The organism is Mesorhizobium atlanticum (genome assembly GCF_003289965.1).
Classification (GTDB): Bacteria; Pseudomonadota; Alphaproteobacteria; order Rhizobiales; family Rhizobiaceae; genus Mesorhizobium; species Mesorhizobium atlanticum.
In genome coordinates this window covers 183730-198165 of sequence record NZ_QMBQ01000004.1, presented here as the reverse complement: position 1 = coordinate 198165, position 14436 = coordinate 183730, and the positions used below count along the sequence as shown (strand labels likewise).

Here is a 14436-nt window from a genome sequence, read left to right as displayed (position 1 = left end):
GCCGCTGCCGGCTTCGAGAAGAACAATCAAGCCCTGAGCCGGGAACTCAGGTCAACAAGAACAGGGAACGATCATCATGATGCTGGAAAAGTTTGCCGTCCGTAGCTTGCTTGCGGGTGTGGCGATGGCCGCGCTGCTCGCAACGCCTGCCTTCGCCGTCACGCCCGCCGATACGCTGGTCGAAGGCTTCGCCATCGACGACATCATCACGATGGATCCGGGCGAGGCGTTCGAGCTGTCGACGGCCGAGGTCACCGGCAACACCTATGATCTCCTGGTTCGCCTCGACCTCAGCGACACCTCCAAGGTCAAGCCCGACCTTGCCGAGAGCTGGACCGTTTCCGACGACGGCCTGACCTACACCTTCAAGCTCAAGCCCGGCATGAAGTTCGCGTCCGGCAATCCGATCACGGCGGCCGACGTAGCCTATTCCTTCGAGCGCGCCATCAAGCTCGACAAGAGCCCGGCCTTCATCATCAACCAATTCGGCATTAGTGGCGACAACGTCACCGAAAAGGCCAAGGCAGTGGACGACACGACCTTCCAGTTCGTCGTCGACAAGGCTTACGCGCCGAGCTTCGTGCTCAACTGCCTGTCCGCCACCGTGGCCTCCGTCGTCGACTCGAAGCTGGTCAAGGAGCATGTCGCCGCCGTCACGCCGAGCGCCGACTACAAATGGGACAACGACTTCGGCAATGCCTGGCTGAAGACCGCCTATGCCGGTTCGGGCCAGTACAAGTTGCGCGAATGGCGCGCCAACGAAGCCGTCGTTCTGGAACGCAACGACAATTATAATGGCGAGAAGGCCAAGCTCGCCCGCGTCATCTATCGCAACATGAAGGAAAGCTCGGCCCAGCGCCTGGCGCTGGAGGCGGGCGACATCGACGTGGCCCGCAATCTCGAGCCGAATGACCTCGATGCCATCGCCAAGAATGCCGACCTCACCACCACGAGCGCGCCGAAGGGCACGGTCTACTACATCAGCCTCAACCAGAAGAACCCGAATCTCGCCAAGCCCGAGGTGCGCCAGGCCTTCAAATATCTGGTCGACTATGACGCGCTGAGCTCCACCATCCTCAAGGGCATCGGCGAGATCCATCAGTCCTTCCTGCCCAAGGGCGACCTCGGCGCGATCGACGACAACCCCTTCAAGCTTGACGTCGCCAAGGCCAAGGAATTGCTCGCCAAGGCCGGCCTGGCGGATGGTTTCAAGGTGACCATGGACGTTCGCACCGGCCAGCCGACCACCGGCATGGCGGAATCGATCCAGCAGACGCTCGGCCAGGCCGGCATCCAGCTGGAGATCATTCCGGGTGATGGTAAGCAGACGCTTACCAAATACCGCGCCCGCAACCACGACATCTATATCGGCAACTGGGGCCAGGACTATTTCGATCCGAACTCCAACGCCCAGACCTTCGCCTCAAACCCCGATAATTCCGACAACGCCAAGATCAAGACGCTGGCCTGGCGCAACGCGTGGGATATTCCGGACCTGACCAAGGAGACCGAGGCAGCGCTCCTGGAGAAGGATTCGGCCAAGCGCGCCGACATGTACAAGGATCTGCAGCAGAAGATCCTCGACACCAGTCCCTTCGTCATCATCCATCAGCAGCTGGAAGTGGCGGGCCTGCGCAAGAACCTCAAGGGCTTCAAGCTCGGCCCCAGCTTCGACACCAACTTCGTCGGTCCGGTCTCGAAGGAATAGCGTCCTCGGACGCCCCGCGTGAGCGTAGCTGAAAACCAGGCGGCGGCGGGGCGCGGCAGCGCCCGTGCCGTCGCTATCCTATCCTCGCTCGGCCGCTTCCTGGTCGTTGCGGTGACGACCTATCTCGGTCTGCTCGCGGTGACCTTCTTCATCGGCCGCGTCATCCCGATCGATCCGGTACTGGCCGTCCTCGGCGACCGCGCGCCGACCGCCGTCGTCGAGCGCACGCGCCGCGAGATGGGGCTCGACCTGCCCTGGATCGAGCAGTTCTACCTCTATGTCAAAGCAGCGCTGAGGGGTGACTTCGGCACCTCGGTGCTGACCACCAACCCGGTGATGTCCGATATCCGCCGCGTCTTTCCGGCGACCATCGAGCTGGCGACGCTGGGCACGATCATCGGCGCCGTCATCGGCGTGCCGCTCGGCGTGCTGGCCGCCGTCAAGCGCGGCAGCCTGATCGACCAGATCGCCCGCGTCGTCGGCCTCATCGGCTATTCCGTGCCGATCTTCTGGCTGGGGCTCCTCGGCCTGGTGCTGTTCTACGCCAAGCTGCAATGGATCGCTTTCCCGGCGCGGCTCGACGTCGTCTACGAATACACATTCACGCCGATCACGGGCTTCTATCTGCTGGATGCCGCCATCCAGGGGCAGTGGGACGTCTTCCACGACGCCTGGCGTCATATCGTCCTGCCGGCAGCGCTGCTCGGCTATCTGTCGCTCGCCTATATCAGCCGCATGACCCGCTCCTTCATGCTGAACGAGCTGGCGCAGGAATATATCGTCGCGGCGCGCGCCAAGGGCCTGTCGGAAAGGCGCATCATCTGGGGTCACGCGCTGCGCAACGCCGCCGTGCCCATGGTGACGGTGATCGCGCTTTCCTATGCCAACCTGCTCGAAGGCTCGGTGCTGACCGAGACTGTCTTCTCCTGGCCGGGCATCGGGCTCTACATCACCAATTCGCTGCAGAATGCCGACATGAACGCCGTGCTCGGCGGCACCATCGCCATCGGCTCGGTCTTCATCGCCATCAACCTTCTCTCCGATCTGCTCTACCGGCTGCTAGATCCAAGGACGAAGGCCGGATGAGCGCCGAAACAATCCAGTCCAGGCGCGAATGGCTGCTCAGCGACCGGCCGGCCTCACGCCTGCAGGCGAGGCTTGGCCGCGCCTATGTCGCCTGGCGCCGCTTCTCGGCGAACCGGCTGGCGCTGGTCGGCATGCTCATCATCATCGCGCTGGTGGCGGTCGCCGCGCTTGCCGACGTGCTGGCGCCCTATTCCGCGACCGTGGGTGACCTGAAGAACGCCCGCCTGCTGGCACCGAGCGCCGCGCACTGGTTCGGCACCGACGACCTGGGCCGCGACATCTATTCGCGCATCGTCTATGGCGCGCGCTGGACGCTTTATGTGGTCATCCTCGTCGCCATCATCGCCGCGCCCATCGGCCTTTTGGTCGGTACCGTCGCCGGTTATGCGGGCGGCTGGACCGACACGATCCTGATGCGCATCACCGACATCTTCCTCGCTTTTCCCAAGCTGGTGCTGGCGCTGGCTTTCGTCGCCGCGCTCGGTCCCGGCATCGAAAACGCCGTGCTGGCGATCGCCATCACCTCCTGGCCGCCTTACGCGCGCATCGCCCGCGCCGAAACGCTGACGGTGCGCAACTCCGATTACATCAAGGCGGTGCAATTGATGGGCGCCTCGCCCTTCCGCATCGTGCTGCGCCACATCATGCCGCTCTGCATCTCCTCGCTGATCATCCGCGTCACGCTGGACATGGCCGGCATCATCCTCACCGCCGCCGGCCTCGGCTTCCTCGGCCTCGGCGCGCAGCCGCCGCTGCCCGAATGGGGCGCGATGATCGCCTCCGGCCGCCGCTTCATTCTCGACCAATGGTGGGTTGCCGCGGCCCCAGGTGCTGCCATCCTCATCGTCAGCCTCGGCTTCAACCTGCTCGGCGACGGTTTGCGCGACGCGCTCGACCCCCGGAGCGGCGACCAATGAGCGGCGACACTCTCCTCGAAGTCGACGACCTGCGCGTCACCTTCCCGACCCGCACCGGCCTCGTGCAGGCCGTTCGCGGCGTATCCTTCTCGCTTGGCCGCGAGCGGCTGGGCATCGTCGGCGAGAGCGGCTCCGGCAAATCGCAGACCGGCCGCGCCATCATGGGGCTGACCCCGCCGCAGGCCGAGGTGTCGGCGAGGAAGCTCGCCTTCGACGGCATCGATCTTTTGTCCATATCGCCGCGTGAACGTCGGGCGCTACGGGGAAACCGCATCGCCATGATCCTGCAGGATCCGAAATATTCGCTGGATCCGGTGATGACCATCGGCCGCCAGATCGTCGAGACGCTGCGCACGCATGAGAAGGTCTCCAAGGCCGAGGCGCGCGAGCGCGCTCTGGCCATGCTGCAGGCGGTGCAGATCCGCGACCCCGCCCGTGTCTTCGACCTTTACCCACACGAGGTCTCGGGCGGCATGGGTCAGCGCGCCATGATCGCCATGATGCTGATCACCGGACCGGAGCTGATGATCGCCGACGAGCCGACCTCGGCGCTCGACGTCACCGTGCAGCTCGATGTGCTCAAGATCCTCGACAAGCTCGTCGCCGAGCGCGGTATGGGCCTGATCTTCATCTCGCACGATCTGCGCCTGGTCTCGTCCTTCTGCGACCGGGTCGTTGTCATGTATGCCGGCAAGGTGGTCGAGCAGATCGAGGCGTCCGAATTGCGGGACGCTCAACATCCCTACACGCGCGGCCTGCTCAATTGCATGCCGCGGATCGGCTTCGAGCGCCATCCGCTGCCGGTGCTCGACCGCAAGCCGGAGTGGGCGGCATGACGGCTGCGATCGCCATCCAAGGGCTGGAAGTGGTCTTCGACCGTTTTCGCGCGTTGAAGGGTGTCAGCCTCGAGGTGAGGGAAGGCGAATCCTACGGCCTCGTCGGCGAAAGCGGTTCCGGCAAGTCGACGCTGCTGAGGGCCATCGCCGGCCTTGCGCCTGTCGCTTCTGGCACCATCACAGTCAACGGTAAGACCCTCGGCAAGACGCGCGACAAGCCATTCTACCGCGACGTGCAGATGGTCTTCCAGGATCCCTACGGCTCGCTGCATCCGCGCCAGACGGTCGACCGCCTGCTGCAGGAGCCGCTCGCGATCCATGGCATTGCCGACGGCGAGAAGCGTATCGAACGCGCGCTGGACGAGGTCGGCCTCGGCAAGGGCTTTCGCTTCCGCTATGCGCACCAGCTCTCCGGCGGCCAACGCCAGCGTGTCGCCATCGCCCGTGCGCTGATCCTCGAACCCTCGATCCTTCTGCTCGACGAGCCGACCTCGGCGCTCGACGCCTCGGTGCAGGCCGAAGTGCTGAACCTTCTGGAAGAGGTCCGTCGCCGCCGCAAGCTCACCTTCCTGATGGTCAGCCACGACCTCGCCATCATCACCCATATGTGCGAGCGGCTGATGGTGATGCAGAACGGCGAGGCGGTGGAAACGCTGACCGCGAGCCAGCTTATCGGGCATCGGGTCAGCGAGGATTATACGCGCAATCTGCTCAGGGCGAGCGAGGGGTTCGTGAGGGCGTAGTTCCTCTCAGGCCGCATCGCCTTCCGTCGCCGTTTCTGCCTGCACGCCATCACCCGCGTCCCGCTTCGGCTCCTTGATCCTGAACCAAGTCACATAGAGCGCCGGCAGGAACAGCAGCGTGATCGCCGTGCCGGCGATGATGCCGCCCATCATGGCATAGGCCATCGGCCCCCAGAACACTTCGCGCGCGATCGGGATCAGCGCCAGGCTGGCGGCGGCCGCCGTCAGTGCGATCGGCCGCATGCGGTGCTCGGTCGCTTCGATCACGGCCGCCCAGCGGTCCTTGCCTTCCTTGACGAGGTCCTCGATCTGCACGATCAGGATGACCGAGTTGCGGATCAGGATGCCGATCAGCGCCAGCACGCCGAGTATGGCGACGAAGCCGAGCGGCGCGCCGCTGGGAACGAGCGCGGCCACCACGCCGATCAGCCCGAGCGGCGCCACCGCCACCACCAGGAACAGGCGCTGGAAGCTCTGCAGTTGGATCATCAGAATGGTCGCCATGACGAACAGCATCAGCGGCACCACCGCCGCGATCGGTCCCTGGCTCTTGGCGCTTTCCTCGACCGAGCCCGCGGTCTCGACCGAATAGCCGGGCGGCAGCTTGGCGATGAAAGCGTCGACCGACGGCTTCAGCTCGTTGACGACCGTCGCCGGCAGGACGTCGCCGACCAGGCCCGCGCGCACGGTGATGGTCGGCGTGCGGTTGCGGCGCCAGACCGTCGGCTGCTCGAGGTCGTAGCGGAAATTGGCAATTGCCGCCAAGGGGATCGACTCGCCGGTGCCGGTTGGTAATTGCAAGTTCTGCAGCGTCGAGATCGAGCTGCGGTCCGCCTCGCGCGAGCGCGCCACGACATCGATCAGATAGGTGGCGTCGCGCACCTGCGTGATGGTCGCGCCGCCGACCGTGCTGTTCAACGCGCTGGCGATGTCGGAGGAGGTGATGCCGAGCTGGCGCGCCTTGTCCTGCAGCACGTCGACCCTCAGCACGCGCTGCGGCTCGTTCCAGTCGAAAGTGGGAGCTGCCAGCTTCGGATTGGCCGAGATCAGGCCGGCGAATTGCTGCGCGAGTTCCCGCACCGTCTGGATGTCGGGGCCGCCGACGCGGTATTGCACCGGGCGCCCGACCGGGGGCCCGAGCTCCAGGGGCTTGACGAAAGCGTCGGTGCCGACGAATTCCTCGCGCAGCAGCTTCTCCAGCGCCGGCTTCACCCGGTTGCGTGCCTCGATGCTCTTGGTGACGATCACCGTCTGGCCGAAATAGGGATTGGCCGGCTGCACGTCATAGGCAAGCAGGAAGCGCACCGCGCCCTGGCCGATATAGGAACTGAAATGATCGATATCGGGATTGCCGACCAGCGCCCGCTGTTCGAAGCGCTCCATCTGGTCGCGTGTCTCGGTGATCGAGGAGTTCTGCGGCAGGTTCCAGTCGACGATCAGCTCCGGCCGGTCGGATGGCGGGAAGAACTGCTGCTGGACGAGGCCGAAGCCGGCGACCGAGCCAGCGAACAGAAGCACCGTCACGATGATCGTCAGCCAATGGCGGCGAACGGATAAGACAAGCACGCGCCGGAACAGCGAGGTGAGGCGTCCGGGCTGGTCGTGATGCTTCTCCTTCATCGTCGCCGGCAGGATGGTGACGCCGAGCAGCGGCGCGAACAGCACCGCCACGATCCATGACACAAGCAGCGACACCGCGATGACGACGAAGAGCGTGAAAGTGTATTCGCCGGCGGCGCTCGAATTGAGGCCGATCGGAATGAAGCCCGCGACCGTCACCAGCGTGCCGGTCAGCATCGGGAAGGCGGTCGACGTATAGACATAGGTCGCCGCCTTGCGCAGATTGTCGCCGACCTCCAGCCGCGCCACCATCATCTCGACCGCGATCATCGCATCGTCGACCAATAGCCCGAGAGCGATGATCAAGGCGCCAAGCGAAATGCGCTGCAGCGATATGCCGAGATATTCCATGACGGTGAAGGTGATCGCGAGCACAAGAGGTATCGACAGCGCCACGACGAAGCCGGCGCGCATGCCGAGGCTGACGAAGGAGACGGCGAGCACGATCGCAACGGCCTCGAACAGCGCCCGCGTGAAGCCCGAGACCGCTTCCTCGACGATCACGGGCTGGTCGGCGACCAGATGCACGCCGACGCCGACCGGCAGATCGGCCAGCACCTTCTGCATCTCTTCATGCAGCGCCTCGCCGAATTTCAGCAGATTGGCATTGGGCTTCATGCCGATGGCAAGGCCGATAGCATCCTGGCCGTTGAAGCGGAACAGGGCTGTTGGCGGGTCGACATAGCCGCGCCTGATCGTCGCCACGTCGCTCAGCCGGAAGAAGCGGTCGTTGACGCGCAGATTGATGGCGCGAAGGCTCTCCTCGGAGGTGAATTGGCCGCCGACGCGCACGCTGATGCGCTCCGGCCCGGACTCGATGACGCCGGAGGGCGTGATCGCGTTCTGCGCCTGCAGGCTGGCCACGATTTGCTGCTGGTTGAGGCCGAGCGCCGCGATCTGCCGGCTCGAGAATTCGAGGTAGATCGCTTCGTCCTGGGCGCCGACCAGATCGACCTTGCCGGCGTTCGGCACGGTCAGGATCTTGGTGCGGACATCCTCCACGTAATCGCGCAACTGGCGCGGCGTCAGCCCGTCGGCGGTGAAGGCGTAGATGTTGCCGTAGACGTCGCCAAAGCGGTCGTTGAAGAACGGTCCCTGCACGCCTTGCGGAAGCTGCGCCTTGATGTCGTTGACCATGTTGCGCACCTGAAGCCAGTTCGGCACGACGTCGCGCGCCTTCGTGGTGTCCTTCAGGTTGACGAAGATGACGGTCTGGCCGGCCGTGGTGACGGATTTGGTGTAGTCGAGGCTATCGAGCTCTTCGAGCTTCTTCTCGATGCGGTCGGTCACCTGCTGCACCGTTTCCTTGACCGAGGCGCCAGGCCAGTTGGCCTGGATGATCATGGTCTTGATGGTGAAGGCGGGGTCTTCCTCCCGGCCGAGATTGAGATAGGAGAAGATGCCGGCCACCACGAAGACCAGCATGAAGTACCAGACCATGGAGCGGTGGCTGAGCGCCCAGTCGGAGAGGTTGAAGCCCTTCATCAGACGCCGCCCTCCGGCACTTTGACCTTCTGGCCTTCGCTCAGGCTATGGACGCCCGCGGTGACGACGCGCATGCCGGCTTCAAGTCCCTCTGCCACCGTGAAGGAGCCGCCGCTCTTGGAGGCGATCTTGATCTCGCGCGTGCCGACGCTGGAGGATTGCGGATCGACGATCCACACTTTGTCGGAGCCGTCCTTTTCGAGCAGCGCCGACATCGGCAATTCGATCGTCGGCGCGACCTTGGTGACGCGCGTCGCGGTGATCGTCGAGCCCAGCCGGAACGCCGTCGATGGATTGACCAGCGTCAGCTTCACGCGCCGCGTGCGGGTAGCGCCTTCGGACTGCGGCGCGATCTCGCGCAGCTTGGCCTGTGTCTTGATCGTCGGCAGCGATTGCAGGACGATCTCGAAAGGCATGCCGACCGTAAGGTCGCCGGTCAGCTGGTCGGGGATGTCGACCACCGCTTCGCGCGGGTCGGTGCGCGCCACGGTGACGACGGTCTGTCCCGGTGAAACGGTCTGCCCGACCTCGGCGCCGACCGCTGTGACGACGCCGTCGAAATCGGAGAACAGCCGGGCATAGCCAAGCTGTTCCTGCGACTTGGACAAAGCGGCATTAGCGCGCTCGACCCCGGCTTCCGCCGCTTGCCGCGCCTGTTTCGCGGCGTCGAATGTGGCTTGCGAGGTGTTGGCCGAGGCCAGCAACTGGCGCTGGCGATCCTCGCTGGCGGCGGCGTTGATGAATTGCGCCTGCGCGTTCGACAGGTCCGCTTTCGATGCCTGGACCGCAAGCTCCAGCGCTGTCGGATCGAGCGCCGCGATCGTGGTGCCCTTGGTGACGAGGTCGCCGACCTTGACGTCGCGCGAGACGACGCGGCCGAGCAGGCGGAAGGCGAGATCGGCGCTGTATTGCGGCTGCACCGTGCCGGCGAAGCCGAAAGTCTCGACGGTCTTCGGCTCGATCACCATCGACAGCACCGGCCGGATGACCTCCGGCGGCTTCTCTTCCGAACGCGAACAGGCGGCAAGCGCTGCAAGGACGAGCAGGGGAGCGATGTGCCGCAACCGGTTCATTGGCTGGCTCCAGCGATCTCGACCATCTGTCCGGGGCTGAGCAACTGTCCGCCGGCAGTGACGACGCTCTGGCCTTCCTGCAATCCCTTGTCGACGGCGACCACGCCGGAATCGAAGGCGAGCACCTCGACCGGCGCCGTGCTCACAGCCTTGCTCGACGGATCGACGATCCAGACGGCGGGCTTGCCGGCGGTCGAGGTCAGCGCCTGCCAGGGCAACAGGATGGCCTTGACCGGCTTGGCGCTGACCGTGCCGATCACGGCCGCACCCAGCGGCATGCCTGCGGGCGTGTCGGGGATGCCGACCTTGACCCGAATCGATCCAGACTGGATATCGACCGCCGGCGAAATCTCGCGCACCTTGCCGGTCGCGCGCACCTGCGGGTCCGACAGAAGCGTGATCGTCACCGCCGGAGAAGGAGGTGTCTGGACAACCAGCGTCTCGTGTACGTTGAAGACTGCGTCGCGGTCGCCGTCCTCGGCGATGGTGAACACGGTCTGCGCCGCCTGCACCACCTGCCCGGCCTCGACCTGGCGCGCCGTGATGACGCCGGCGGCCCCAGCCTTGAGCTCGGTATAGGACAGGTTTTCCTTGGCATTGGCCAAGGCACTCTGCGCGGCCTCGACGCTGCCTTGCGCCACTTTCAGGGCCTGGTCCGCGCTGTCGAAGTCCCGCCTCGTCGTAAATCCTTGCGAAAGCAGTGTCTTTTGCCGCTGGTACGTGGCCGCGGCCTGGGTGAGCTGCGCCTGTGCCGCGTCGAGGTCGGCCTGCGCTGAGCGCAAGTCCGATTGCTGTTCCTGCGGATCGATGCGGGCAAGCACCGCGCCCTGGTCGACATGCTGGCCGACGTCGACCAGACGCTCGGCGACCCGGCCGCCGACGCGGAACGACAGATTGTTGAGCGTGCGGGCGGCGATGACCCCGGTCAGCGAGGTCCGCGGCGCATAGTCGGCGAGCGCGACCGTCTGCGTGGTCACCACCACCGGCAATTTCTTTTCCGCCGCCTGCTGCTTCTGGCAGCCGGATGTCGAAATCGCCGCGCCGGCGCAGGCCAGCAGCAACAAGGTTTTTGAACGACAAAGAAGGCGGAGCGGCGAAGACGGCAAGGCGGACGATGTCGCTTTCCTGCTCATGGTTCCCCTCAGCCCGTGGGAGCCGCTCCTGACGGCGGCACGTCGCGGATGAAATGAGATTAATCGATCGGCGGGAAAAGGAAACTATCTCCGCGGCGTGTATCACCGGGCTGGTTAAGGGAGTTCGTCCCTCACCCTCAAGGCAGGCCCAATGAACTGGGCCAACGTGCCAACTTGAGGAAAACGTGAAATAAGGTCAGAAGGATTTCGATCAACGGAACGGGTTTGATCCCGAACAGGGATGCCCGATTGAGGGACGACATGAAGAATTCAGCCATTTCCGAACGCAAGAACCAGTCGATTTCGCGCGGCGTCGGCATGACGACGCAGATCTACGCCGATCGCGCCGAGAATTCGGAAATCTGGGATGTCGAGGGCCGCCGCTATATCGACTTCTCCTCCGGCATCGCCGTGGTCAACACCGGCCATCGCCATCCGAAAGTCATCGAGGCGGTCAAGGCGCAGCTAGATCGCTTCACCCACACCTGCCACCAGGTCGTGCCTTATGAAAGCTATGTGCGTTTGGCCGAGCGTCTGAACGGCATGCTGCCCGGCAAGTTCGACAAGAAGACGATCTTCGTCACCACCGGCGCCGAGGCGGTCGAGAACGCGATAAAAATCGCCCGCAACGCCACCGGCCGCCAGGCGGTCATCGCCTTTTCCGGCGGCTTCCATGGCCGCACCTTCATGGGCATGGCGCTGACCGGCAAGGTCGTGCCCTACAAGGTCGGCTTCGGCGCCATGCCAGCCGATGTCTTTCACGCGCCGTTCCCGGTCGCGCTGCATGGCGTTTCGGTCGCGGATTCGCTCGCCGCGCTCGACAAGCTGTTCAAGGCCGATGTCGATCCGAACCGCGTTGCCGCAATCATTGTCGAGCCGGTCCAGGGCGAGGGCGGCTTCTACGAAGCGCCGCGCGATTTCATGACCGCGTTGCGCAAGATCTGCGACCAGCACGGCATCCTGCTCGTCGCGGACGAGGTGCAGACCGGCTTTGCCCGCACCGGCAAGATGTTCGCCATGGACCATCACGACGTGGCGCCCGACCTCACCACTATGGCCAAGAGCCTTGCCGGCGGCTTCCCGCTGTCGGCCGTCACCGGCCGCGCCGAAATCATGGACGCGCCCGGCCCGGGCGGCCTCGGCGGCACCTATGGCGGCAGCCCGATCGGCGTCGCCGCGGCGCACGCCGTGCTCGACGTCATCGAGGAGGAAAAGCTTTGCGATCGCGCCAACGCGCTGGGCGCCAGGCTGAAGCAGCGGCTGGAGTCGATCCGCGACGACGTGCCGGAGATCGTCGACATCCGCGGCCCGGGCTTCATGAACGCGGTCGAGTTCAACGACGTGAAGAAAGGCCTGCCGTCGGCCGAATTCGCCAACGCGGTCAGGCTGAAGGCGCTGGACAAGGGCCTCATCCTGCTCACCTGCGGCGTCTACGGCAACGTCATCCGCTTCCTGTCGCCGATCACCATCCAGGACGGCGTGATGACCGAGGCGCTGGATATTCTGGAGGGCTCGATCCGCGACGCGCGGGCAGCCTGAGGATGGTGCGGCGCTCGCCTGACGGTCTGCGCTGGCGAGCGCGAGCCGTCAGGAACCCGGATTTTGTAACCAGGCTGGGATATCCATCTTGGCGTGAAGCACGCGCCACACATCGATGTGGTCGGCCTGTTCAATATAGAAGATCAAATATGGATGGCGCTTGAGCTGCAGGCTGCGTAGGCCGGGCAATCCAACTTCAAAGCTATACCTCAGGGAGCCCGACGCCGGGTGACTGGCTATTAGCTTGTAGGCCTTCTGAAGGTCCTCAAACACAACCCAATGCCACGTGCGAACCAGCTTCACGTGCATAATAATCGACGGCATCCTCGATATCGCGCGAGGCAAGGCTTCGAGGAATAACTGGCTTCGAAGCCACCTGCTTACTGGCCCAACGCTCGTTTCCTCAGTGCCGCGAAATAGTCGTCGTCGGCAGGAGCGCCCGGCGCGGATGATGCGCCTTCGAGAAGCAGACCGCGCAAAAGCTGACGATCCTGATCGTGACGAATCAATTCACGTACATACTCGCTGCTCGTGCCATAGCCGCGCTCCGTCACCTGCTGATCGACAAAATGCTTTAAGCTGTCAGGCAGTGAGATATTCATCGTGCTCATTCAGCCAATGTATGGCCTATGGCAAAAATTGGCAACCTTACGCCCTAGCCTTGACTGGCTCGCTTTCGCTGAAGGCCGCAAGCGCCGCCTTCAGCGCATCCGGCCCACCCGTGACCGTCTGTGGCGACGGTGAGAAGCCGGCGCCGAGCATCTTGCGTCCCAGCATGTGGTCGGCCGGCCGATTGACGGATTCGATGCCAAGCAGCCGATCGCCGGCATAGTGGTAGATCGAGAATTTATTCTCGGCGGGATCGCCGAGCACGACATGGTGATCGCCGCCTTGCGTCAGCCCGACCATCTGCAGCTTCATGTCGCCGATATCCGACCAGAACCACGGCACGGCGGAGAAGGGCTCCACGTGCCCGAGGATGGTGCGCGCGGCAAGCCGCGCCTGGTCGGTGGCGTTCTGCACCGATTCCAGCCGCACGTCGCCGCCCGTGAACCAGTGCCGGTAGGAGGCCGCGTCGCCGATGGCGAGGATTTGGGGAACAGAGCTCTGCATATGCTGGTCGACGCGGATGCCGTTGCCGACAGCGATGCCGGCGGCTTCCGCCAGCTCGACATTGGGCACCACGCCGATGCCGATGATCACCATCTGCGCCGGCAGGCGCTCGCCGCCTGATGTGATCGCGGCCGAAACACGGCCGTTATTGCCCTCCAGGCGGGCGACGGTGGTGCCGGTCAGGAGACGCACGCCGATCGCCTCCAGGCGCTGGCGCACATGCGCGGCGATGACCGGCGCCACGGCGCGGCCGAGCAGCCGGTCGATCGCCTCGACGACGGTGACGTTGCGGCCGGCGGCTCTGAGCGTCGCCGCGATCTCCAGCCCGATGAAGCCGCCGCCGAGAATGACCACGTCCTCGCTTTGCGCGCTGAGCTCGCGGATCAGGCGCGCATCGGCCAGCGAGCGCAGCGAAACCACGCCGGCCAGGCCGGCGCCATCGAGCTTGAGCAGGCGCGGCCGCGAGCCGGTCGCAAGCACCAGCCGATCGAAGCCAAGCGTTCCGCCGCCTGCAACATCCAACTGGCCAGCGCGGGCATCGATGCTGTCGATGCGCACACCGGGGCGGTAGTCGATGGTGTTGCCGGTATAGAACGCTTCGCCGCGCAAGGGCTGCGGCTTGGCCTCGGGATCCTTGATGAAGGTCTTGGACAGCGGCGGCTTGTGATAAGGCAGTTCCTGCTCGTCGCCGATCAGGACGACGGGCCCTTCATAGCCCTCTTCGCGCAGGCTGGCTGCGGCCTGCACGCCGGCATGGCCCGCACCGACAATCACAACCCCGTTCGTCATAGCAATCCTTTTTGCCTTGAAATCTAAGCCCTTGCGCCAGGTGGCGATTGTCTGCGACCGCCGCAAGAGCCGACGTCGGGGTCGCACCCAGGATGGCTGTCTGTCAATCGAGCCACCCGCGAACTTTCCTATCTCGGCTAGCCTTAAAGTTGACATTTGCAGTTTAGAATAATTCTAAACTATTGTTTCAATTGAATTTTTTCTGCGGCGCCAGTTGACTTCCGGGCTCTCCATCGCTTTATGGAGAGCTGCGCGCAAAGCGCATCCCCTTTGATGTCTGGGCCTTGAACCCTTTCGATTGGAGGCAAGTGAGTGTCTTTTTATCGCGAACCGCGCATCGGCGCGGCCACCATTTTTCCCGGCATTCACATGCCCCGGCGCGGGTGGGCGCCTT

General features: G+C 64.5%; 12 protein-coding genes and 1 pseudogene. 7 read left to right on the top strand and 6 right to left on the bottom strand.

Going from position 1 to position 14436, the window contains the following annotated elements:
- Positions 1 to 76: 76 nt before the first annotated feature.
- From DPM35_RS14630 to DPM35_RS14610, 5 genes are read left to right on the top strand one after another with little or no spacing between them, the layout of a single operon-like run.
- Positions 77 to 1708, top strand: a complete 1632-nt coding sequence (locus tag DPM35_RS14630; protein ID WP_112127990.1) for an ABC transporter substrate-binding protein — start codon at positions 77 to 79, stop codon at positions 1706 to 1708.
- An 18-nt stretch (positions 1709 to 1726) separates the two neighbouring features.
- A complete protein-coding gene (locus DPM35_RS14625) occupies positions 1727 to 2794 on the top strand; it encodes an ABC transporter permease (RefSeq protein WP_112127989.1) in 1068 nt (355 codons plus the stop codon).
- Entirely contained in the window at positions 2791 to 3711 is a 921-nt protein-coding gene (nikC, locus tag DPM35_RS14620) for a nickel transporter permease (RefSeq protein WP_112127988.1), read from the top strand. Before DPM35_RS14625 ends, nikC begins: the two co-directional genes overlap by 4 nt.
- Positions 3708 to 4547, top strand: a complete 840-nt coding sequence (locus DPM35_RS14615; RefSeq protein WP_112127987.1) for an ABC transporter ATP-binding protein — start codon at positions 3708 to 3710, stop codon at positions 4545 to 4547. Before nikC ends, DPM35_RS14615 begins: the two co-directional genes overlap by 4 nt.
- Complete coding sequence (locus DPM35_RS14610; protein WP_112128473.1) at positions 4544 to 5290, top strand: ABC transporter ATP-binding protein; 747 nt, start codon at positions 4544 to 4546, stop codon at positions 5288 to 5290. Before DPM35_RS14615 ends, DPM35_RS14610 begins: the two co-directional genes overlap by 4 nt.
- 6 nt (positions 5291 to 5296) lie before the next feature.
- On the opposite strand, the gene DPM35_RS14605 is transcribed toward DPM35_RS14610, so the two are convergent.
- From DPM35_RS14605 to DPM35_RS14595, 3 genes are read right to left on the bottom strand one after another with little or no spacing between them, the layout of a single operon-like run.
- Positions 5297 to 8395, bottom strand: a complete 3099-nt coding sequence (locus DPM35_RS14605) for an efflux RND transporter permease subunit (RefSeq protein ID WP_112127986.1) — start codon at positions 8393 to 8395, stop codon at positions 5297 to 5299.
- On the bottom strand, positions 8395 to 9468 hold the full coding sequence (locus DPM35_RS14600; protein ID WP_112127985.1) for an efflux RND transporter periplasmic adaptor subunit: 1074 nt from the start codon (positions 9466 to 9468) through the stop codon (positions 8395 to 8397). Before DPM35_RS14600 ends, DPM35_RS14605 begins: the two co-directional genes overlap by 1 nt.
- Positions 9465 to 10529, bottom strand: coding sequence for an efflux RND transporter periplasmic adaptor subunit (locus DPM35_RS14595; RefSeq protein ID WP_425373366.1), 1065 nt, complete (start codon positions 10527 to 10529; stop codon positions 9465 to 9467). The genes DPM35_RS14600 and DPM35_RS14595 overlap by 4 nt, the downstream gene beginning before the upstream one ends.
- Between DPM35_RS14595 and DPM35_RS32845 the strand changes: the two genes are divergently transcribed.
- A complete protein-coding gene (locus DPM35_RS32845; protein ID WP_245431541.1) occupies positions 10438 to 10653 on the top strand; it encodes a hypothetical protein in 216 nt (71 codons plus the stop codon). The two genes, DPM35_RS14595 and DPM35_RS32845, sit on opposite strands and share 92 nt — an antisense overlap.
- A gap of 209 nt (positions 10654 to 10862) precedes the next feature.
- Positions 10863 to 12140, top strand: a complete 1278-nt coding sequence (locus tag DPM35_RS14590) for a 4-aminobutyrate--2-oxoglutarate transaminase (RefSeq protein ID WP_112127983.1) — start codon at positions 10863 to 10865, stop codon at positions 12138 to 12140.
- A 48-nt stretch (positions 12141 to 12188) separates the two neighbouring features.
- Here the strand turns inward: DPM35_RS14590 and DPM35_RS14585 are convergent.
- The 3 genes and pseudogenes from DPM35_RS14585 to DPM35_RS14575 all read right to left on the bottom strand — a co-directional run bounded on the left by DPM35_RS14585 (position 12189) and on the right by DPM35_RS14575 (position 14042).
- Positions 12189 to 12516: pseudogene (locus DPM35_RS14585) on the bottom strand (type II toxin-antitoxin system RelE/ParE family toxin).
- A 4-nt stretch (positions 12517 to 12520) separates the two neighbouring features.
- Entirely contained in the window at positions 12521 to 12751 is a 231-nt protein-coding gene (locus tag DPM35_RS14580; protein WP_112127982.1) for a type II toxin-antitoxin system ParD family antitoxin, read from the bottom strand.
- Positions 12752 to 12788: 37 nt separating this feature from the next.
- Entirely contained in the window at positions 12789 to 14042 is a 1254-nt protein-coding gene (locus DPM35_RS14575; protein WP_112127981.1) for an NAD(P)/FAD-dependent oxidoreductase, read from the bottom strand.
- Between the last annotated feature and the right edge of the window lie 394 nt (positions 14043 to 14436).